We start from the raw sequence: 20,567 nt of genomic DNA on the forward strand, positions 1-20,567 counted from the left end.
CGTGAAAAAGTATCTCCTTCTGCTGCTGGTTTGCCTGCCGCTGCTCTTCCTGGCCCGCCAGGCGCAGGCGTGGGGGTTTTTTGGGCACCGGCTGCTGAACCGGCTGGCCGTGTACACGCTGCCGCCGGCCATGGTGGGCTTTTACAAGGCCAATATCGAGTACCTGACCGCCAACGCTACCCGGCCCGACTCGCGGCGCACGGTGGTGCCCGGCGAGGCGCCCAAGCACTTCCTCGATGTGGACCGCTACGGCGACAGCGCGGAGTTTAAGATGCCCCGCCGCTACGCCGATGCCATCGCCCGCTACACCGAGGATTCGCTGCTGCGCCACGGCATTGTGCCCTGGAACGTGGTGACGATGAAAAACCAGCTCACCGCCGCTTTTAAGGCCCGCGACACCGACCGTATTATGCGCCTCTCGGCCGACATGGGCCACTACATTGCCGATGCCTGCGTGCCGCTGCACACCACCAAAAACTACAACGGCCAGCTCACCGGCCAGCGCGGCATTCACGGCCTGTGGGAGTCGCGCCTGCCCGAGCTGCTGAGCACCGATTACGACCTGTTTACGGGCAAAGCCAAGTATCTCGACAACCCCAGCGACGCCATTTGGGGCGCCGTTATCCGCTCGCACGCGGCCGTGGATTCGGTGTTGCGCTTCGAGAAAGAGGTGACGGCCCAATTTCCCGAGGACCAGAAGTTCGGCTACGAGCAGCGCGGTACCCAAACCATTCGCACGTATTCGCGCGAATTCAGCCGGGCCTACCACGGCAAGCTCAACGGCCAGGTAGAGCGCCAGATGCGCTATGCCGCCGCGCTCATCGGCGACTTCTGGTTTACGTGCTGGGTAGATGGCGGCTCCCCGGATTTGAGCAAAATGCCCCGCACGCCCTCCGAAAACGAGCAGCAGCGCCTGGAACGCGAAGCCAAAGAAACCGCCGCCGCCCCAATAACCACCGCGCCCGGCCACGACGAATAGGCCGGGATGAGTACTCCTGGCTATTTTAATTTAGTCACCAAACCCAGCCGTCGGCCAACGATGCTCAACAACCCGTGCCGGGTTCACGGCGTACAGCAAGCCGCTTCGTCCAAAATGCTTTTTTTGAATCTTATGCTGAAATTTTTACCGCGCACCGTTGCGCTTTGGGCGTTGGTATGCCTGCTCTCTTTTCAGGCGCAGGCCCAACGTGTGGGCCTCGTGCTGAGCGGTGGCGGGGCCAAGGGCCTGGCCCACGTGGGCGTGCTGAAGCAGCTCGAAAAAAACAACATCCCTATCGATTATATCGTGGGTACCAGCATGGGAGCCGTTATTGGCGGCATGTACGCGGCGGGCTACTCGCCCAATGAGATTGAGCAGATTGTGCTCAGCGAAGAATTTCAGCGCTGGACTTCGGGCAAGCCACTGGAAAACAAGACGTTCAATTTTCTGACTGCGGAGCCGTCCCCGTCGGCGCTGCGCCTGGGCATTGCCATCGACTCCACGTTTCAGGCGCGGGTGAGCACCAGCCTGGTCAACGACCTCAACCTCAACCTGGCCCTGGCGCGCCTGCTAGCCCCGGCTTCGGCCAGCAGCAACTACGATTTTGACAAGCTGTTCGTGCCCTTCCGGTGCATGGCGTCGGAAGTATTTACCCGGCAGCTGGTGGAGCAAAAAAGCGGCTCGCTCTCCGACGCCATTCGCAACTCCATGGCGTTTCCGCTGGCGTTCCGGCCCATTCGCAACCTCAACGGTAAGTACTATTTCGACGGCGCGGTGTACGACAACTTCCCCACCAGCACAATGAAAAAGACCTTCGCCCCCGACATCATCATCGGGGTGAACGTGGGCGACGTGGCCTTCAAAAAATACCCTAAAAACGACGACGCGCTGCTGGCCAGCACGGTAGCATTTCTGGGCACCAGCGTGGCCGACACCAGTAGCATGGGTCGCAACGGCATCTACATTCAGCCCGACCTGGACGGCATGGGGGTGGGCGATTTTGAGCGAGTGGCCGAGTTCATTGCCGAGGGCGACACGGCCGTCTTGCGCGAGATGAACCTAATCAAGCAGCGCATTGGCCGCCGTATCGATTCGGTGGACCTGCAAAAGCGGCGGCTGGCGTTTCAGGCCCTGGCACCCCGGCCCCGCTTTATTGACGTGCGCGTGAATGGCCTGCGACCCGACCAAAACGAGTACGCGGCGCGCTTCTTCCGGCGCTCGGGTAGCGACTACTCGCTCGACGACATTGAGGAAGGGTATTACCGTTTGGCTTCAGACGATTATTTCAAGAACATATACCCGCGTATCCGCTACGACGTGGCCCGCAAGGGCTACATTTTTAGTGTGGACGCGCAACGCAACAATAACGTGAGCACCGAGGTGGGATTCGTGCTCAGCAACCGGCCCATCGACAATATCTACTTTGGCCTGGAGTACCGCTATTTGCGCCGCCTGCTCTACACCGCCTCGGCCGATGTGAGCCTGGGCCGCTTCTACAACGGCGCGCGCGGGTCGTTCCGCGTTAGCGTGCCGGCTAAGCTGCCGTTTTTCATCGAGCCCGAAGTTATCTACAATCAGTGGGACTACCAGAACAAGGGCGGCCTGCTCGGACGCAACGTGCTCAATGCCCAGGTGCGGCAGCAGGATACCAAGCTGGGCACGCAGTTCGGCATCAGCCCCAACTACCGCAGCCGCCTGCTACTCGACGTGGCCGCATTCGTAACCAAGGATGAATACACTAATTCCAACGAGCTGACCACGGCAGACGTGCTGGACGCCACGGTGTTTCGGGGCGGTACGGCGGCGCTGCGAATGGCGCGCAATACGCTGAACCGCAAGCAGTACTCTACCACGGGCCACCGTTACGTATACACGGTGCGTGGCGTCACGGGCACGGCCACTTATACGCCCGGCTCTACGGCCGAGCAGCTTGGTGGCAGGCAGAGCCGCGAGTGGCTGCAGTTCCGGGCTACGGCCGAGCGGTATTTCCCGTTGAAGAACGAGCGCCACAGCTGGGGCTACTTCCTGGAGCTGATGGCCAGCAGTCAGCCCACCTTCTCGACCTATCGCTCGTCGCAAACCACGGCGCCGGTATTTGCCCCGCTGCCCGATTCGCGCACCATGTTCCTGGACAGCTACCGCTCATCGCGCTACGCGGCGGCCGGTCTGCGCTATATCCAGCCCTTTCTCAAAAAGCTGGAGTGGCGCACCGAAGCCTTCATTCACGTCAATGCCCAGCCGTTGAAACAGGGCGAATTCCAGACGGCCACGCGGCGCTCCGGTTTGGAGCGACCCCGCTTCACGGGCAGTACCGGCCTTATTCTGCAAACGCCGGTGGGCCCATTGGCCGTTCACGGCCGTTTTTACGACGACTCGGCAGAGCGGTTCAGTATTTATGGCCACCTGGGCTTCCTGCTGTTCCGGAGCCGGGCCCTGGAATAAGAACTATTCCGGCTGCGCGGTGGGGTACTGTGGGGGCTCCTCGGCGTGGGGCGAACGGGGCGTTGCCTCGCAGCCCGCGACGATGGCGCAGGCCAGCTCCTGCTCGTGGTGGTAGCGCAGGAACAGCACCGTGGCCAGCCACGTAGCGCCCATCGGGGCCACGAAATACAGCCATAGACCCTGGTAATCGGTCGCCACTACGGCCGAGGCCAGCGAGCGGGCTGGGTTCAGGCTCATGCCCGAATACGGCGTTTCGACCAGAATAAACAGCCCGATAAGGCCTCCAATCAGCCAGCCAGTGGCTGTTTTCAGGCGCGGGTGATGCAGGGCCAGCAGCATCGTGCCCATCATGATAAACGAGATAAGGAATTCGGCCAGGAAAGCCACGCCCGACCCCGCCGGCCCCGGCTTAGTGGTGACGTAGTGCACCGCCGGGTGCGCGTAGTACGGCCCCAGCACCTGCGCCCACAGCCAGGCACTGCCCAGGCCGCCCAGCACCTGCGCCAGCCCGTACCACAGCGCATCGGCCAACCGGATTTTGCCCAGCTGCCAGAACGCCAGCGTCACGGCCGGGTTGATATGGGCGCCGGACTGCTTCCCCCACGGGGAGTACACGATGGCCACGACGACCAGACTCATGCAAATGCCCAGCAGCCCGCGCCGCAGAACGTCGGCACCGGCCAGCGCCTGGCACACCGGCGAAGCCGGATGCTCCATCGCCACCGTAAACAAGCTGCCACAAGCCATGAAAAATGCCAGCCCCGCTGCTTCGGCTGCATAATGACGCCAGTGGCAGCGGAAGGCAACACGTAATTCGAGGGCAAGCGACATAGGAAGCTACAACGCACCCGGCGGGCAAATGGCTACAATTAAGTAAACACGCACAAGTAAGCGTGGTTTCGCGCAGCCGAGGCTTCTTGCGTGCTTGGTTGACTGGTGCGAGCGAGATGCCTCGGCTGCGCTCGGCATGACCAAACTCAATACGGTCACTAACACGTTCACTGTATTCGTGGCAAAGGCCCATAACGTGAGAGCGATTTAGTTAAGGCGTAAACTGTTTAGCAGGTTATGAACAGTCGCTTGCAATACCTAAAGCCAAGGCTTCACAGGTTGCTTGCTGAGCCGTAGCGTGCCCTGTTTTTCGTTTCTTGCGGAAACTCCTAAGCAGTGGGGCAAAAGTAACCGCAGCAAAAAAGCGGGTCATGCTGAGCTTGCCGAAGCCTCTCTACCGCACCGTTGGAGTTGTTCAACGAGGCGGTAGAGAGGCTTCGACAAGCTCAGCATGACGGTTAAAATCCAATACGATTACTTATGCACACCTGCTTAATGATAAGTGGAACCGAGGACTGCTACATTGCCCGGCTGGTTGCGGAGAGCAGGACGGAGTAGCCAGCGCGGGCCCTTAGTTACCGCGCGGCGCTCGCAATGACCGGCGTAGCCCGTAACTTCACAGTCCCATTCCCATCCTTGCTTTTATGTCACATTACCACCGCCTTGGCCAGATTCCGCGCAAGCGCCACACCCAGTTTCGCCAGCCCGATGGCACGCTGTATTCGGAGCAGCTGGTGGGTACGCTGGGGTTTCACGGTGTGTCGTCGCTGCTCTACCACGTGCATCCGCCCACCCAGATTAAGCACGTGGGCCAGCCCAAACCCTACGCGCCCAAGCTGCTGAAGGACCGGCCGCTGCAGCCCGAACACCTGCGCACCCTGGCCCAGACCAGCACCGGCGGCGACTACCTCGCCGCCCGCCAAACGCTGCTCGGCAACGCCGATGTGACCATGAGCATCTGCAACCCCACTGACCGGCGGATGGATTATTACTACAAGAACGCCCAGGCCGACGAGGTGATTTTCGTGCACGAAGGCCGGGGCGAGCTGTGGAGCCAGATGGGCAAAGTGCCTTTCGAGCCTGGCGACTACGTGGTGGTGCCGCGCACGGTCATTCACCAGCTGCATTTTGAGGAAGGCCCCGTGCGGCTGATGATAATCGAGTCGTTCAGCCCGGTAGAAACGGTGCGGCGCTACCGCAACCACTTCGGCCAGCTGCTGGAGCACTCGCCCTATTGCGAGCGCGACATGCGCCCGCCGAGCGAGCTTGTTACCGGGGATTTTCCGGAGGGCGATTACTTGGTGTACACTAAAAAGGAAGGTCTGCTGCACGAGCTGACGTATGCGCATTCGCCGTTCGACGTGGTGGGCTGGGATGGGTATTTCTACCCCTACGCCTTCAGTATCCACGATTTTGAGCCAATAACCGGCCGGCTACACCAGCCGCCGCCCGTGCACCAGACGTTTGAGGGGCACAACTACGTTATCTGCTCGTTTGTGCCGCGGCTGTTCGACTACCACCCGCTCAGCATTCCGGCGCCCTACAACCATTCCAACGTCGATTCGGACGAGGTGCTGTATTACGTGGCCGGCAATTTCATGTCGCGCAAGGGCGTCGATTTGGCCTCGCTCACCTGGCACCCCACTGGCCTGCCGCACGGCCCGCACCCTGGCACAGTAGAGGCGAGCATCGGCAAAACCGAAACCCACGAGCTGGCCGTGATGCTCGATACCTTTCGTCCGCTCTATCTCACGGAAGCGGCTTTGCCTTATATTGATGCCCGGTACCCCATGAGCTGGAACCCGGGTTTCGTGCCCGACCCACCCCGCGCGGCCGATATGATGGATTAACCCGCTGCCCAACCCGCCAACTTTATATTTAATGTCATGAAGAAAATCCTGCTTTTAGCCCCGCTGGTGTTGCTACTGGTATTTGTAGGCTGTAAAAAAATCGACAAGCTCCTGACCTTCAATGTGGACGTGAGTCAGAGTGTAACCATTCCGATAATTCTCCCCGGCACGGGGCCGGTTTCGGCCGACCCGGTGGTAACGAACTCCGCAAACTCTTTCCGCAATAACAAGACGACCACGGACAAGGTAAAAAACGTGTCGCTGGACAGGATGACGCTTACCATTACCGACCCGGCCGGCGCCAATTTTAATTTTCTGGATAAGGTGGATGTATACATCAGCACCAACGCCAATAATAAAATCCTGTTGGCGCAGCAAACCAACGTGCCCAAGGAAGTGAATACGATTATGCTGGTGCCCACCACTGCCAGGCTCGACGAGTACCTGAAATCGGAAACGTATACCCTGGACGCTATCTACACCTCCAATAAATTGATTGCCCGCCCGTTCACGGTGCGCTCCGACGCCACCTTTAAAGTAACGGCCGACCCGCTCTAAACCGGGTTGTTCCTAATAAAAAACGGCACTATTGGCTATAATTGATAAGCCAGCAGTGCCGTTTTGTTTTTCCCGCCACGCGCACGGGCAAGGTTACTTCACCACCACTACCATGCGGTTGTAGTGGTCCATCATGCGGGCGATGTCGGCGGGGCGGGTGTAGTCCAGCTGGTTGGTGTCGGCGAAGGCGCGCACCTCGTCGCTCCGGGCGCCGAAAAGACGTAATACCGCCGTCTGGGTTGGTTCCAGCGGCCGTAGCGGCTCGCTGCCCACGGTGCCTGGGCCCGCCAGCAGCGTGGCCACCAGCGCGCGGTGGCCATCGGCGGTGGGCGTAGGGGCCACGCCGTAAAGCCAGCACAGCAGCAGCGGCCCGGCATCGACAGCGGTAAGGACTTCCACAAACTCGCGGCGGGCGCCCGCGCTGCCTTCCTTCACCAAACGGGCGCGGAAGCGGCGCACAGGCACTTCGGGGTCGTCGGGTTCGCCCACGTCGAAGCCCCGCAGGCTGGCCGCCGTCCATAAGTGGGTGGTTTCGATGGTCACCGAATCCTGCACTTCCAGCACTTGCAGGCCGGCATGATAGCGAAAGCCCGGAATGGGCAGGTAGCGCCCGGCGTAGGTGCGCAGAAAGCCGAACGCAAAGCTGCCATCGCCCACAAAACCGGACGACTGCTTGCCGAGCGCGGCGCGCAAAGCCACGCCCGCCGGCGAAGCGTTGGCCTGCTGGTACGCCACCACGGCCTCGGCCTGGTCCCGGCTGGCCTGGCCCCAGGCAGGCGACCCACCAGCCAGCAGCAGGAGTATCAATAAGTAGTAATAGTTCACTAACTATAAATTACAAAAGTGATTTAGGGGTATCAAAAATACGATGCCGGCTGCTAATCTATCTTGAATTATAGAGGCTGTTTGGAATGTGTGATTTTTTAGGGTGTGTCATCATAGTGCTTTCGAAGGCCCTTATCACGGAGGTAGCGTTTAGCACATACGACCAAAACAGATAGCCGTGAGAAGGGCCTTCGCAAGCACAGGATGACACGTTTTTGAATTTCTTAACAGCTTTATGTAAGAAGGCTTTTCGCTATGAAGCCCCGTGTTGACCGAAATTAATTCGAGCGGTACCAGAGTATGTAGTTTGTCAAACCGCACCCACTGCGGCCCGCAGTGGGCAGGAAAAGTAGCATTGAAACCTGTGAAGGCACAATTGCTAAAGCATTGCCTATTGTGGCCAGAAACCGGTGGTGTTGGACAGGGGCAGCCAGTGCAAAAACCGGGCCTTTAGCGGTTGCGGCCGTACTGCTCGTGGCTGCTCACCCAGTCGGAGCTGCTGATGGCCGCGCCCAGGCTCAGCTCGCCGGCCAGCACCACGCCAGCCACGATTTCGGCAAACTTGCGGACCGTGCCGCGGCCTACGCAGCCCAACATCTGCAGGCATTCGTTTTGGGTGGCCAGGCCGGTGCCGCCCCCGTGGGTGGCCACAATGAGCGACGGGATGGTGATGCTGATGTACAAATCACCCTCGGGCGTGACTTCTGAATACAGAATGCCGGCCGACGACTCGCTCACGTTGGCCACGTCCTGGCCGGTGGCGATGAACATGGCCGTGATGCCGTTGGCCGAGTGCGCACCGTTGTTGTTGGCCCCCGAAATAAAGGCGCCCACGTTGCTCACCTGGCCGTGGTAGGCCAGCTGCTCTGGCGTCACGCGCATGCGCTGCATCAGCACCTCGCGCTTCACCACGGCTTCGGCCACCACGCGCTTGCCGCGGGTGCGCATCACGTTAATCTGGCTGGCTTTTTTGTCGGTAGCAAAGTTGGATTCGAGGTAGAAATGTTCCACCTTCGGGCCCTTGTAATTCTCCAGAATCCAGGAGCAGGCGGCGAAGGTGGCGCGGCCCACCATGTTCTGGCCGGCCGCGTCGCCGGTGCTGAAATTGAAGCGCAGGTAGGCGAATTTGTTGCTCAGGTAGGTGTCGATGTACTGCAGTTTGGCCACGCTGGACGTGCTTTCGGCCTGCGGCCGAATCTGGCCGATGTGGTCTTCCACCCACTGGCCAAAGTCGCGCGCCCCGCGCGCGTCGCTGAATACGAACACCGGCGCGCGCTGCATGGCGTCGCCAATCACGGTGCACTTCACGCCGCCGCACAGGTTCAGCACCTGAATGCCGCGGTTGTAGCTGGCCACGAGCGTGCCTTCGGTGGTGGCCATCGGAATGAGGAAATCACCCTGAGCGTGCTCGCCGTTCACCGTCAGCGGCCCGGCCAGGCCCACCGGAATCTGGGCCACGCCCATGAAATGCTCGCAGTTGCCCTGCAGCTGGTGGGCATCGAAGGAATAGTGCTTGAGGTGCTTGAATTCCTTCTCCGAAAACTGCTCGGCGAAACGCTGGCGGGCCGCAATGGCGGCTTCGGAATAATCATCTTCTTCGGAACGCGGAATGCGGGGCTTCTGGCTGGCCGCGCCCACAATGGCGTCTTCCACTTCCACGTGCAGGTCGCCGAAAGCATCGGTCGAAAACCAGATTTGCACCGGATGAATGCCCTCGGTCAGGGTCGGCATGTCGAGCAGAATGTGGAGCACGCGGCCCACGGGCAGTTCCACGGCCCGACCGTCGGCATCGATGTCGGCTGCCTGGCGAAATTCGCCGTTGCCCAGGTCCACCCGAATTTTATCGGCCGAAATCACCTCATTGCCAATCCGTACCTGCTTAAACCCGGTGACTTTCACATCATCAAGCCGGTTTTTGATGCTGAAAGCGACGCCCGCTTCCTGGGGCAAATTGTGCAGGCTGCCGCGGTTGTAAAGCAGCTTTAGAAGCATGGGGCTGGGCGTGAAAACCATGTTTGGGCGGGAAAAGAGGTGAAGTGGAAAAATACGATTTGGTGCGCGGGAGTGAAGGTGGGGAATTTTAGGCGGAATTTCCTAGCGCCGCGGTAAGCGTGGCTCCCTACGCTCCGCCCGAACAGGTAGCCCGAAGGAATCAGGAATGAAAACCGGCGCGTGCGCCTTCTTACCTTTGCGCCCCGTCAGGGCCACGTCCGTCGGTTGCTACTTTTTGCTATGCCCTTATCTATTGACTACCCCCGCTTTTCGCTGGGCCACACCTTAACACCCGAGCAACGCGCTTTTTTTGCCAAGTACGGGTTTCTGCATTTCCGTCCGTTTGCCTCCCCCGAGTACGTGCAAGAGCTGCTACGCGCCACCGAGGACGTGCAAGCCGACTGGCTGGCCCACGGCGTGGAAAAGGTGAACGGCGTGCCCATTAAATACGGCCGCGACGTGGACGGCTCGCCCATTGTGCAGCGCTTCGCGTTTGCCTCGCAGCACAGCTCCGTGCTGCACAAGCTGGTGCAGGACGAGCGGTTCCAGGCCCTGTTTCCGCTGCTCGAAGCCGAAGGCGGCCGGGTGGGCGAAAACGAAAAGGACGGCCTCGTGGTGAACCACTACGTGAACGTGGAAGGCTCGGAATTCTCGCAGATGGGCTGGCACACCGACTCACTCCGCGACGTGTTTTACGGCAAGCGCATCGGACCCATGCTCAACGTGGGCCTGCACCTCGATGGCACCAAGGCCACCAATGGCGGCCTGCGCGTCATCCCCGGCACGCATCATCAAAGCCTGCACAAAATGTTGTTTCGCAAGAAATACTACAAGGACGTGCACTACGATTCCAACGAAATAGCCATCGAAACCGAGCCCGGCGACCTTACCGTGCACGATGGCCGCATGTGGCACCGCGTGGCCCAGTCGCCGCTTACGGGCGAGGCCAGCCGCCGCCGCGTCATGTACGTGCCCATCATCGCCGGCAAGTACCAGCCCAAGAGCGACGCCAGCCCCACGCCGTTCTACCTGCGCTTTTTACACCTCGTAAAATAACCAATTGGTAAATGGGTGAGTGGGTGAGTGAGCTGTGCTATTCTATCTATTCACCCATTCTACCCATTCACCCATTGCCCATGTACGCTCTCGTTACCGGCGCCTCGCGCGGCATTGGCCGCGCCATTTCGCTTCTGCTGGCCCAACGCGGCTACGACCTGCTCCTGGTGGCGCGGTCTCAGGACCAGCTCACGGCCCTGGCGCAGGAAATAGGCGCCACGCACCAGCGGCAGGCCCGCGTGCTGGCCCTGGACCTGGCCGCGCCCGGCGCCGCCGATGCCGTGGCCGCCTGGGCCCAACAACAAACCGACCAGCTGGCCGTGCTGGTAAACAACGCCGGCTACGGCCTCTGGGGGCGCTTTGAAGCCCTCAGCCTGCCCGACCAGCAAAACATGCTGCAACTGAACATGGCCCTGCCCGTGGCCCTCACGCACCTGTTGCTGCCCGCGCTGCACCAGGTGCCCCAGGCCTACGTGCTGAACGTAGCCAGCACCGCCGCCTACCAGGCCGTGCCATCGTTGGCGCTTTACGCGGCCAGCAAGGCCTTTTTGCTGAGCTTCAGCCGCGGCCTGCGCTACGAGCTGAAAGCTACCAATGTGTCCGTGACGTGCCTGTGCCCCGGTGCCACCACCACCAGCTTTGCCGACCGCGCCGGCATGGGTGCCGAGCTGCAGGCCACCGCCAACAAAGTCTCGATGACGGCCGAAGCCGTGGCCGAAATCGCCGTGGCCGGCCTGCTGGCCGGCGAGGCCGAGGTAGTGCCCGGCGTGCTGAACAAGGTGTCGGCGGGCCTCACCAGCTTCGTGCCCAAGGGCATTGTTGAGAAAATAGCGGCCGGCATCTACGAGAAGTATTTGTAGGGCCGGCTTCGGCTAATTGCTGGTTTTGAATTAATTAGCTCAGGCTGCGCCCCGGAGGGGCGACATATCGGTAACAGGTCCCCTAGAGCAGTTTCAGGGTCAGTGTACAGTTTTCAAAAGAATTAAAAATGAAGAATGAAGAATTAAAAACCTGACTATCAAATTTTTAATTCTTCATTTTTAATTCTATTCATCAGGGCGGAAACCGCTCTAATGGACCGTTTGCAAAGCCCCATCGGGGCGACACTCGTTGAACGGGTGTCGCCCCGATGGGGCTTTGGCGCTTTGTCTGTAGAATTTATCTGCCGATATGTCGCCTCTCCAGGGCTCGGGCACATCCTCCGCAACGTGAGTCAGCTTGTTTAACAAATAGCGAGAAAAGAGGTGGTTAGCTTAATGATTCCGCAATAGAAACCGGTTTAATAAATCAAAAATACACCAGAATAAATATTTTTTAAAAAAAAACGCGACTCTAGCAATCCGATTTCATGGCCTTGTCGTAACAATTAGATGGGCTGACTCTTCGGTGCCCGCATCGGCACTACGAAATTTCCCTCCTGGTTCGAAGGCAGCAGTTGGCTGACTTCTGCAGCTGGCTTTTTTCGTAGTGTATCCGCATTGGGGCAATGGCCCGATTACGATAGTTCCGAGTACGAGTATCCGGTTGTTATGCCGCTCCGGCGGCCGTCTATTCTATGCTGGTAGCGGTTATTGCTTATTTAAGTTTCTGAAAATCAATTATCCAACCCGAGTTAATCGTTTTTGTTTGGTTCATTTTTTACCCTTTTTCATTTGCTGTAACCTATGAAAAACCTTTTAAGTAAGCCCCTGCAATGGGTGTACGGGGCCTGTGCGGTCACGACGCTCTCGGTCTGGAGCGCTACCCGCCACACGCCGCTGGAAGCCAGCAGCCACCGCGAAGCCCCGCTCATTGCCGACGACCCGTTGGCCGACGTGACAGACGTGTACGCCTTTCGGGCGCCCGACGCCCCGGAACGCGTGGTGCTCATCGCCGACTACATCCCGTTCCAGCTGCCGCAGGGTGGCCCGAATTACGCCACCTTCGGGGAGAACATTCGGTATGAAATCCACGTGAAGAACAACAGCGCCACGCCCGGCGACGACGTGACGTACCGCTTCACTTTTAAGCGTGTGAACGAAGACCCAAGCACGTTCTTCAACATCCGGCTGGGAGCGCAAAACCTCAAAACCACTTATACCTGCGAGAAAAGCCTGGGCGGTGGCGCGTTCACAACCATTGTTACCAACGGGGTGGTGCCGCCTTACAACATCGGGCCGCGCTCCATCAACGGTGGGGCGGGCCTGAACCAGGGAGCACCCTATGCCACCCTGCGGCAGAACGCCGTGACTAACGCCAGCGGCGGGGGCGGCGAACAGATATTCTGCGGCTCGTCGGACGACCCCTTTTTCGTAGACCTCGGGGCCGTGTTTGATTTGGCTGGTGTGCGCATCAACCAGGGCGCCCGCGACGGCCTGGCGAAGTACAATGTGCATTCCATCGCGCTGAGCATTCCGATTGAGACGGTGCAGAAAAACAACCGGCCGGTATCGGAGGCCACCAGCATTCTGGACCCCAACTACGTCATCGGCGTGTGGGCTTCGGCCAGCCGCCCCACCATCCGCACCCTGAGTGCCACCGGCGGCCCCACCACCGACAACGATACCTACGTGCAGGTGTCGCGTCTGGGCATGCCGCTCACCAACGAGGCCGTGACGCCCATTGGCGGCAAAGACCTCTGGAACCGCCGCACGCCCTACAACGAGGAGGCCGTAGCCGACGATTACCTCTCCAACCCCGAGCTGGCCCTATACATGGACGACCGCCAGTTTGGCGGGGCGGTGCCCGCGCTTTCGGCGCTGCGCGTTCAAACCAGGTCGCTGGCCGGCTTCCCCGGCCTGCCCGCCGGTGGCTTCGACTTCGGCAACACCCGGCCGGGCCTTTTCCCGCTGAAGGGCAGTTCAGCCGTGGCCGGCACTGCCCTGGACGACGCCGCGTTTGGCAACTACCTGCTGGTAGCTGGCAAGCCGCGCTCGGTGGATATCAAGCCTATTTTCCATACCGGCGTGCCCAACCTGCGGCCCTACCAGCTGGCCACCGGCAAAGGCGGCAACCCGCTGGCCTACGGCAAGCCGTTCGTGAACAACTTCCTGCCGCTGGCGGCGCCGGGCCGCACCAACCCCGGCGGCGACATGCTGCGCCTGAACATGGCCGTGCCCGTGACGCCGCGCAACTCGCCTGATTTCAGCAACCAGGGCCTGATTGCCGCTGCGGTGCTGGGCCTCACCGACCCGCGCTTTAACACCAACGTGCCAGACCCCAGCACGGCAGACCCGAACGACTTTTTGCCCCAGAACATCCCGAACATGGACGGCTTCCCCAACGGACGCCGCCTGGAAGATGAAGTGGTGAAGATTGAGTTGCAGGCTGTGAGCGGCGTTGCCCTGGCCGCTATTGGCCTGTGGTACGACGACTACACGCCCACGAGCCCTTCGCCCGTGACGCCGCGCCTGAAGCGCGTGCTGAATTTCTCGACGGGCGTGGAAAGCAACGATGCGCCGTTCGCGACGGGCTTCCCCTATCTGGCGACCCCTTGGGAAGGTTTCGCTACGCGTCGCTAACTCATTTCCTCATCCTTGATTCGTTCGAAGAAAATGACTTATAAAATTTTACGTACTTACCTCGTGTTGCCCGCGCTGGCGGCCACCGCGGTTGGGCTCTCGATGTGGAGCTCGGTTCAACACACGCCGCTGGAAGCCAGCAGCCACCGCGAGGCCCCGCTCATTGCCGACGACCCGGTGGCCGACAACACCGACCTCTACGCCTTCCGCGACCCCAAAGACGAGAGCCGCGTGGTGGTTATTGCCAACTACATTCCGTTTGAGCTGCCCCACGGCGGCCCCAACTACTCCACGTTTGGCGAAAACGTGCGCTACGAAGTGCACGTGAAAAACGACGGCAGCACCAACGTAGATGACATTACCTACCGCTTCACGTTCACGCGTACCAACGAAGACCCCACCACTTTTTTCAACATCCGGCTGAACAAGCAGAACCTGAAAACTACCTATACCTGCGAGAAGCTGGTGGACGGGGTTAGCCAGGGCAACATCATCACGGGTGGTGTGGTGCCGCCAAACAACATTGGCCCGCGCTCGATTGAAGGGCCGGTGGGCCTGGGGGCGGCGAACTATGAGTCGCTGCGCACCAGTGCTATTAAGACGGCTGGCGGCGGCGGCGGCGAGCGCATTCTCTGCGCCCCGTCCGACGACCCGTTCTTTGCCGACCTGGGCGCCATTTTCGACCTGGCTGGCCTGCGGCCGGGCAACGCTACCGATGGCCTCTCGCGCAAAAACACCCACTCCATCGCGCTGAGCATTCCGATTCAGACGCTGCAGAAAACCGGTCGGGCCGTGACGACAGCTACCAGTATTCTGGACTCCGATTTCGTTATCGGCGTGTGGGCTTCGGCCAGCCGGCCCCAGCTGCGCACCTTCGACGCCAACACCGGCGAAGGCGCCAGCGGTGCCTGGGTACAGGTATCGCGCCTGGGCATGCCGCTCACCAATGAGGTTATCAATCCCATTGGCAGCAAGGACGCCTGGAACGCAGCTTCGCCTTATTTTGAAGCCGCCATCACCGACGACTACCTCTCTAACCCCGAGCTGGGCCTCTACACGGCCGACAACATGCCCGTAGCTCCGGCCGCGCCTAAAATGGATGGTCAGACCTTCTTTGGGGAAGCAGTACCGGCCCTGAACGCGCTACGGATGCAAACCAAGTCGCTGGCCGGCCAGCCGGTTATCGGCGCCGATGGCTTCGACTTCCGCAACCAGGCCGATGGCCTTGCGGTACTGGTGGGCAGCTCGCTGGTTACCGGCACGGCTTTCGACCCCACGCTGTTCGGTTCTTACCTGCTGGTGCCCGGCAAGCCCCGCTCGGCCGACATCAAGCCCATTTTCCACACGGGCGTGCCCAACCTGCCGCCCTACCAGCTGGCCACCGGCAAAACGCCGCTTTCGGCTGGCAACGCGGCCGTAAACCCGCTTTCGGAAGGTAAGCCGTTCATCAACAACTTCCTGCCCTTCACGGCTTCGGGCCGCACCAACCCCGGCGGCGACATGCTGCGCCTGAACATGGCCGTGCCAACGACGGACCGCAGCTCGGCCGACTTCAGCAACCAAGGGCTGCTGCAAGCCGCGGTGCTGGGCCTGACGGACCCGCGCTTCAACGGCGATGCCAGCCTGCAGCCCATCCCGAACATGGACGGTTTCCCCAACGGGCGCCGCCTGGAAGACGCCGTGGACCAGATTGAGCTGAAGGCCGTGGGTGGCCTGGTACTGGCCGCTGTGGGCTTGTATTTCGATGACTTTATGCCCGGCAGCGCATCGGGCGTTACCCCCAAGCTGCTGGCTGAGGTAACGTTTACTACCGGCGTGGAAGTCAACGACACAACCTTCCGCACCGAATTTCCCTATGTGCAGACGCCCTGGCGCGGCACAGGTTCGGCCAGCGGCCCGACCAACGCGCGGGTGATTCCGGACCTGACGGTGAACACCGTGATGCCCGTGGATGCTGGCGAGTACAACAACATCACCATAACGGGCTCAGGAGTTGCCATCTTCAACGGCCCCATTCGGGTGAACGGTACCCTGACCGTGCAGTCGGGCGGCGTGCTGAGCACCCGCGGCGTACTGGCTACGAGCTGCCTGCCCGTCACCGGTCCCGGCAGCTTTGAGCTGCAGGCCGGTGCCACACTGCGCATCTGCAGCTCCGACGGCATTGCGGCCACGGGCCTGCGAGGTGCCATTCAGTTGACTGGCACGCGCACCTTTGCCGCCGATGCTAACTACGAGTACAATGGCCTGGAGCCCCAGACCACCGGCACGGGCCTGCCCGCGCAGGTGCGCAGCCTGACGGTGAACAACGCCGCCGGCCTGACGGTGAACAACGGCGGGGTGCGCATTGTGCAGACCCTGGCCCTGACCAACGGCAACCTGACCACGAGCACCACCCAACGCCTGACCCTGCTCTCGACTCCTACCGCTGGTACCGCCTTGGTGGTGAACACCAACGGCGTCGTGACCGGCCCGGCCATCGTGCAGCGTGCCATCGACCCCGCCTTCAACAGTGGGCTGGGCTACCGCCACTACAGCTCGCCGGTGAGCAACACCACCCTCGCGGACCTGGCCGCAACGGGCTTCCGGCCGGTATTCAACCAAGCCTACAATACCGCACCGGTGCCTACTGCCGTAACTCCATTCCCAACGGTGTTTGGCTACGACCAGGCCCGGGTGATGAGCGCTGCCAGCTCGGCAGAAGCGTTTGACCAGGGCTTTGTGGTGCCGGCCGCCACTGACCCGATGGGCCTGCTGACTGGCTACACGGCGAACATTGCAGCCAACGTAGTGGTGGATTTGCGGGGTACGCTCAACAACGGCCCCATCAGCCGCACCAACCTGACCCGTGACGCGCAGCCGAAGAGCGGCTGGCAGTTTCTGGGCAATCCGTACCCGTCGCCGCTTGACTTCAGCCAGACGGACGGTGTGACGCGCACCAACGTCGACGACGCGGTGTACGTGTACCAGAGCACCGGCCGTTACGACGGCCAGTACCGCAGCTACGTGAACGGCATGGGCAACCCGCTGGTGGCGACGATGCAGGGCTTCTTCACCCGCGTGAGTAACGGCCAGACCACGGGCAGCTTCGCGCTCAACAACGCGGCGCGGGTTACGACCTTCGCAGCTGCTCCAAGCTTTAACCGGGGTACGGCTGATACCCGGCCGGTGGTGAAGCTGCGCCTGCAGAACAGCAGCCCGCTCATCGACGAAACCTACGTGTACTTCGAGCAGGGCGCCACGCCCGCGTTTGATGCCCGCTTCGATGCCTACAAACTGGCCAATTCGTCGCGGCTGAACGTGAGCAGCATCATTGCCAGCGATGAGCTGTCGGTGAACGGCCTGCCAATGTTGGTCGGGTCCGTAACGGTGCCCCTGAACCTGACCGTGCCCGCCACGGGCAGCTACACGCTCAACGCGGTGGACCTGCTGAACTTTGGCGCGGGCACGCTGGTAGAGCTGCTCGACACCGAAACCGGGGCCCGAATAAACCTGGCCAAACAGCCTACTTATACGTTCAAAGCACAGTTGCTGAGCATTCCTGGCCGCTTCAGCCTGCGCTTTGGGCCCGCCGCTACTCCTTTGGCTACCGCCCCTGCGGCCCTGGCCAAGCAGGTGCAGCTTTTCCCCAACCCGGCGCATGGCAGCTTCACGCTGCTGCTGCCCGCCGAGCTGGGCCGCGTACCGGTAACGGCGAGCCTCTACAACCAAATCGGGCAGCTGGTGACGCAGCGCACGCTCACGGTTACGGCCGCAGGTGCTTCGGCTCAGTTTGATGTTTCGGGGCTGACCCCCGGCGTGTACTCGCTACGCCTGACCGGTGGCCCGGCCCCGGTAGTAAAGCGCGTCGTGGTTGAATAAGCAACGCCAGGTAACGCAACCGGGGCTGGAAATACTGGCCCCGGTTGCACACCAGAAGACTTACTTGTTTGAATCCTTGTTTTAAACCACTCAGCAATGAACAAATCGTCGCTTGCACATGCCTTTTATGGCGCCGTGGCATGTATGCTGCTCACCGCTGGCGCTGCCCTGGCACAACCGGACTCGGGTGGGCCCCGGCCCGATGTAGTGCCCAACCCCACGCAGGTACCCATTGATGGCGGATTGTCGCTACTGTTGGCCGCCGGTGGCGTCTACGGCTTGAAGCGGCTGCGCGTCGCCCAGACCAAAAAATAAACTCAACGAAGAATTTTGGCTACTAAACAGCCCCGTCACTCTGGCGGGGCTGTTTTTGTTTAGAAGCAGTACCGACGCACACCCACCCGGCCATCTGGTACGCCAGCCAGGCGAAGAGGGGCGCGGCCAGCACGTCGTAGCTGTAGTGCACGCGCTGCACTAGTACCAATGTGCCCACGGCCACCGTTAGCACGGCCAGCGCCATACGCCAGCTGCGGCCCCGCACGGCCAGAGCCAGCAGGGTCATGGTGGCGGTGTGGCCCGAAAAGAACAAGTCGCGTACGATGGGCTGGCTGGTTACCTCAAAAAGGCGGTCCACCACCGGGTCGTGCAGTACGAGCAGGGCGGCGGGTGGGTCCAGGGGCAGTAGCCAGAGCGTGAGCATGCGCAGCAGCTGCAGAAACAAATACGCCCACAAAGCCCGCAGCAGCAACTGCGGCCGGGGTAGCAGAAATACCAATACCGCCGCGATGCCGCCGTATATCACCCCAAACGTGGCGGCTGATACGTCATGCACCGGCAGCAGCGCCAGCAGCGGGTCGGTGAGCTGCGGGCCGGGCCGCGACTGAATGAAGTGGTAGAAGCGCGGCACTACCGGTAGCAAGCTCAGCAGCAGCCCCAGCCCCAGCCCCAGCCGCCCCCGAAAGCCCGGCTGCGCCCAGGCCACGGTCCAGGATTGTTCGGGTAGTTGGCTGACCATCACTGCGCGCGAAGCCGGGGGTAAATCACCGGAATCCAGGAGCGGAGCCATCGGAAAGGATAAATTGGATAAAAACGACCACAGGAGCGGCCGCGAAAATACGCTGCCGCCTGAACAGTGGCCCGTAAGTTCCGGGCTGTGGCGTAACATTGCCCGGCGATGAAATTCACGCTGGCTCCTTGTTCTCATCATATTCCGCCTGTCCTATGCGCTTCGGTACCATTCTTTTCGCCGGTATTTTGCTCAACACCATTGGCCTGACTGCCCAGGCCCAGAACACAGCGCTAAATGCCCGCATTGCCCAATTGTCGGCCCAGCAGGAGAGCAAGGTGATTGCCTGGCGGCGCGATTTCCACGAGCACCCCGAACTGGGCAACGAAGAAACCCGCACGGCCGGCATTATCGCCGCGCACCTCAAAAAGCTGGGCCTGGAAGTACAGACCGGCGTGGCCCGCACCGGTGTAGTGGGCATTTTGCGCGGTGGCAAGCCCGGCCCCGTGGTGGCTCTGCGCGCCGACATGGACGGCCTGCCCATCACCGAAGCCAATGAGCTGCCCTTTGCCTCAAAAGCCACCGCCACCTACCTGGGCCAGCCCGTGGGCGTGATGCACGCCTGCGGCCACGACACCCATATGGCCATGCTCATGGGTGCCGCCGAGGTGCTGAGCCAGGTGAAAAAGGACCTGCCCGGCACCGTGAAATTCATTTTTCAGCCCGCCGAAGAAGGCTCCTTGCCGGGTGTGGAAGGTGGCGCCAAGCTCATGGTGAAGGAAGGCGTGCTCGACAAGCCCAAGGTCGATGCCGTGTTTGGAGTTCACATCAACGCCCAAACCGAAGTGGGCAAGCTGACGTACCGGCCGGGCGGCACCATGGCCTCGTCCGACCGGTTTACCATCAAAGTGAGCGGCAAAGGGGCCCACGGCGCCTACCCCTGGAACAGCGTGGACCCCGTGGTGACGGCCGCTCAGATTATCCTGGGCCTGCAAACTATCGTGAGCCGGCAGGTGAAGCTGATTGACGACGCGGCCGTGGTGACGGTGGGTACGCTCAACGCCGGGGTGCGCTACAACGTCATCCCGCCCGACGTGGAAATGAGCGGTACCATCCGGGCCCTGAACACCGACGTTCAAAAGCAAATCTGGGCTTCCATTCGCCGCATTGCCACCAACATAGCCGAAAGTGCCGGTGCTACTGCCGAGGTTACTATTGAGCCCTACGTGCCCGTGACCAGCAACGACCCCGCTCTGACGGCCCGCATGCTGCCCACCCTGCAAGCCGCCGCGGGTGCCGCCAACGTGCGCGAAATCAAGGCTGTAACTGGGGCCGAGGACTTTGCTTACTACCAGGAAAAAGTGCCCGGCCTGTTCTTGTTCGTGGGTGGCATGAAGAAGGGGCAGGACCCCGCCACCGCCGCCGACCACCACACCGCCGGCTTCCGCCTCGACGAGAGCGGCCTCACGCTGGGTGTGAAAACGCTGGCCACGCTGGCGGCCGATTACCTGGGCGCAAAAAAGCCCTAGCTGCCACCATCGCGCGGGCACGCAATGGCTGCGGGGCTAGCGTCCGCAACCCTGCAATGGCACTGGGCGCTTAGCAGAGCCTTTTTTGCTTTAACGAAGCCCCGGCTTTTTATCTTAATTACAGGAATAATTTTATTTATG

14 protein-coding genes are annotated in these 20,567 nt (G+C 61.0%); 10 read left to right on the forward strand and 4 right to left on the reverse strand.

Annotated elements, in window-relative coordinates; genetic code table 11:
- The first annotated feature begins 1 nt into the window (after position 1).
- Both GM79_RS19610 and GM79_RS19615 read left to right on the forward strand, forming a co-directional pair.
- Positions 2-979, forward strand: a complete 978-nt coding sequence (locus tag GM79_RS19610) for a zinc dependent phospholipase C family protein (RefSeq protein WP_035567283.1) — start codon at positions 2-4, stop codon at positions 977-979.
- Positions 980-1,111: 132 nt separating this feature from the next.
- Entirely contained in the window at positions 1,112-3,421 is a 2,310-nt protein-coding gene (locus GM79_RS19615) for a patatin-like phospholipase family protein (RefSeq protein ID WP_161787224.1), read from the forward strand.
- 3 nt (positions 3,422-3,424) lie between these two features.
- Here the strand turns inward: GM79_RS19615 and GM79_RS19620 are convergent, their stop codons facing one another.
- Complete coding sequence (locus GM79_RS19620) at positions 3,425-4,252, reverse strand: MIP/aquaporin family protein (protein ID WP_072008678.1); 828 nt, start codon at positions 4,250-4,252, stop codon at positions 3,425-3,427.
- 644 nt (positions 4,253-4,896) lie between these two features.
- On the opposite strand from GM79_RS19620, the gene GM79_RS19625 reads away from it, so the two are divergent.
- Together GM79_RS19625 and GM79_RS19630 are read left to right on the forward strand one after the other, a co-directional pair.
- Positions 4,897-6,102, forward strand: a complete 1,206-nt coding sequence (locus GM79_RS19625; RefSeq protein ID WP_035567259.1) for a homogentisate 1,2-dioxygenase — start codon at positions 4,897-4,899, stop codon at positions 6,100-6,102.
- A 36-nt stretch (positions 6,103-6,138) separates the two neighbouring features.
- A complete protein-coding gene (locus GM79_RS19630) occupies positions 6,139-6,660 on the forward strand; it encodes a hypothetical protein (protein WP_035567260.1) in 522 nt (173 codons plus the stop codon).
- 93 nt (positions 6,661-6,753) lie between these two features.
- Here GM79_RS19630 and GM79_RS19635 read toward each other — a convergent pair whose 3' ends face one another.
- Positions 6,754-7,485: a hypothetical protein gene (locus GM79_RS19635; protein WP_035567261.1), complete on the reverse strand. Its 732-nt coding sequence runs from the start codon at positions 7,483-7,485 to the stop codon at positions 6,754-6,756.
- Between the two features lie 450 nt (positions 7,486-7,935).
- Positions 7,936-9,498 carry a hydroxymethylglutaryl-CoA reductase gene (locus GM79_RS19640; RefSeq protein WP_035567262.1) on the reverse strand — a complete coding sequence of 521 codons (1,563 nt, stop codon included), beginning with the start codon at positions 9,496-9,498 and terminating at the stop codon, positions 7,936-7,938.
- A gap of 219 nt (positions 9,499-9,717) precedes the next feature.
- Here GM79_RS19640 and GM79_RS19645 point away from each other — a divergent pair, with 219 nt between their 5' ends.
- The 5 genes from GM79_RS19645 (at position 9,718) to GM79_RS19665 (ending at position 18,206) form a co-directional block, all read left to right on the forward strand.
- Positions 9,718-10,533, forward strand: a complete 816-nt coding sequence (locus tag GM79_RS19645) for a phytanoyl-CoA dioxygenase family protein (RefSeq protein WP_035567263.1) — start codon at positions 9,718-9,720, stop codon at positions 10,531-10,533.
- 80 nt (positions 10,534-10,613) lie between these two features.
- Positions 10,614-11,393 carry an SDR family NAD(P)-dependent oxidoreductase gene (locus GM79_RS19650; RefSeq protein WP_035567286.1) on the forward strand — a complete coding sequence of 260 codons (780 nt, stop codon included), beginning with the start codon at positions 10,614-10,616 and terminating at the stop codon, positions 11,391-11,393.
- Positions 11,394-12,197: 804 nt separating this feature from the next.
- Positions 12,198-14,033: a DUF4331 domain-containing protein gene (locus tag GM79_RS19655; RefSeq protein ID WP_081867891.1), complete on the forward strand. Its 1,836-nt coding sequence runs from the start codon at positions 12,198-12,200 to the stop codon at positions 14,031-14,033.
- A 33-nt stretch (positions 14,034-14,066) separates the two neighbouring features.
- On the forward strand, positions 14,067-17,891 hold the full coding sequence (locus GM79_RS23955; RefSeq protein ID WP_072008679.1) for a DUF4331 family protein: 3,825 nt from the start codon (positions 14,067-14,069) through the stop codon (positions 17,889-17,891).
- A gap of 144 nt (positions 17,892-18,035) precedes the next feature.
- The gene (locus GM79_RS19665) at positions 18,036-18,206 is read left to right on the forward strand and encodes a PID-CTERM protein-sorting domain-containing protein (RefSeq protein WP_200875632.1); all 171 of its coding nucleotides are present in this window, start codon (positions 18,036-18,038) and stop codon (positions 18,204-18,206) included.
- Between the two features lie 22 nt (positions 18,207-18,228).
- Here GM79_RS19665 and GM79_RS19670 read toward each other — a convergent pair whose 3' ends face one another.
- Complete coding sequence (locus tag GM79_RS19670; protein ID WP_051719097.1) at positions 18,229-18,957, reverse strand: phosphatase PAP2-related protein; 729 nt, start codon at positions 18,955-18,957, stop codon at positions 18,229-18,231.
- Positions 18,958-19,112: 155 nt separating this feature from the next.
- Here GM79_RS19670 and GM79_RS19675 point away from each other — a divergent pair, with 155 nt between their 5' ends.
- Positions 19,113-20,426, forward strand: a complete 1,314-nt coding sequence (locus GM79_RS19675; RefSeq protein ID WP_035567265.1) for an amidohydrolase — start codon at positions 19,113-19,115, stop codon at positions 20,424-20,426.
- Positions 20,427-20,567 lie beyond the last annotated feature (141 nt).

Source organism: Hymenobacter sp. IS2118, from assembly GCF_000715495.1.
Lineage (GTDB): Bacteria > Bacteroidota > Bacteroidia > Cytophagales > Hymenobacteraceae > Hymenobacter.

Excerpts from the sequence above, each read along its gene's own strand:
- GM79_RS19615 (WP_161787224.1), top strand. The coding sequence starts at position 1,112 with ATGCTGAAATTTTTACCGCGCACCGTTGCGCTTTGGGCGTTGGTATGC.
- GM79_RS19620 (WP_072008678.1), bottom strand. The coding sequence starts at position 4,252 with ATGTCGCTTGCCCTCGAATTACGTGTTGCCTTCCGCTGCCACTGGCGT.
- GM79_RS19625 (WP_035567259.1), top strand. The coding sequence starts at position 4,897 with ATGTCACATTACCACCGCCTTGGCCAGATTCCGCGCAAGCGCCACACC.
- GM79_RS19630 (WP_035567260.1), top strand. The coding sequence starts at position 6,139 with ATGAAGAAAATCCTGCTTTTAGCCCCGCTGGTGTTGCTACTGGTATTT.
- GM79_RS19640 (WP_035567262.1), bottom strand. The coding sequence starts at position 9,498 with ATGGTTTTCACGCCCAGCCCCATGCTTCTAAAGCTGCTTTACAACCGC.
- GM79_RS19645 (WP_035567263.1), top strand. The coding sequence starts at position 9,718 with ATGCCCTTATCTATTGACTACCCCCGCTTTTCGCTGGGCCACACCTTA.
- GM79_RS19650 (WP_035567286.1), top strand. The coding sequence starts at position 10,614 with ATGTACGCTCTCGTTACCGGCGCCTCGCGCGGCATTGGCCGCGCCATT.
- GM79_RS19655 (WP_081867891.1), top strand. The coding sequence starts at position 12,198 with ATGAAAAACCTTTTAAGTAAGCCCCTGCAATGGGTGTACGGGGCCTGT.
- GM79_RS23955 (WP_072008679.1), top strand. The coding sequence starts at position 14,067 with ATGACTTATAAAATTTTACGTACTTACCTCGTGTTGCCCGCGCTGGCG.
- GM79_RS19665 (WP_200875632.1), top strand. The coding sequence starts at position 18,036 with ATGCTGCTCACCGCTGGCGCTGCCCTGGCACAACCGGACTCGGGTGGG.
- GM79_RS19670 (WP_051719097.1), bottom strand. The coding sequence starts at position 18,957 with ATGGCTCCGCTCCTGGATTCCGGTGATTTACCCCCGGCTTCGCGCGCA.
- GM79_RS19675 (WP_035567265.1), top strand. The coding sequence starts at position 19,113 with ATGCGCTTCGGTACCATTCTTTTCGCCGGTATTTTGCTCAACACCATT.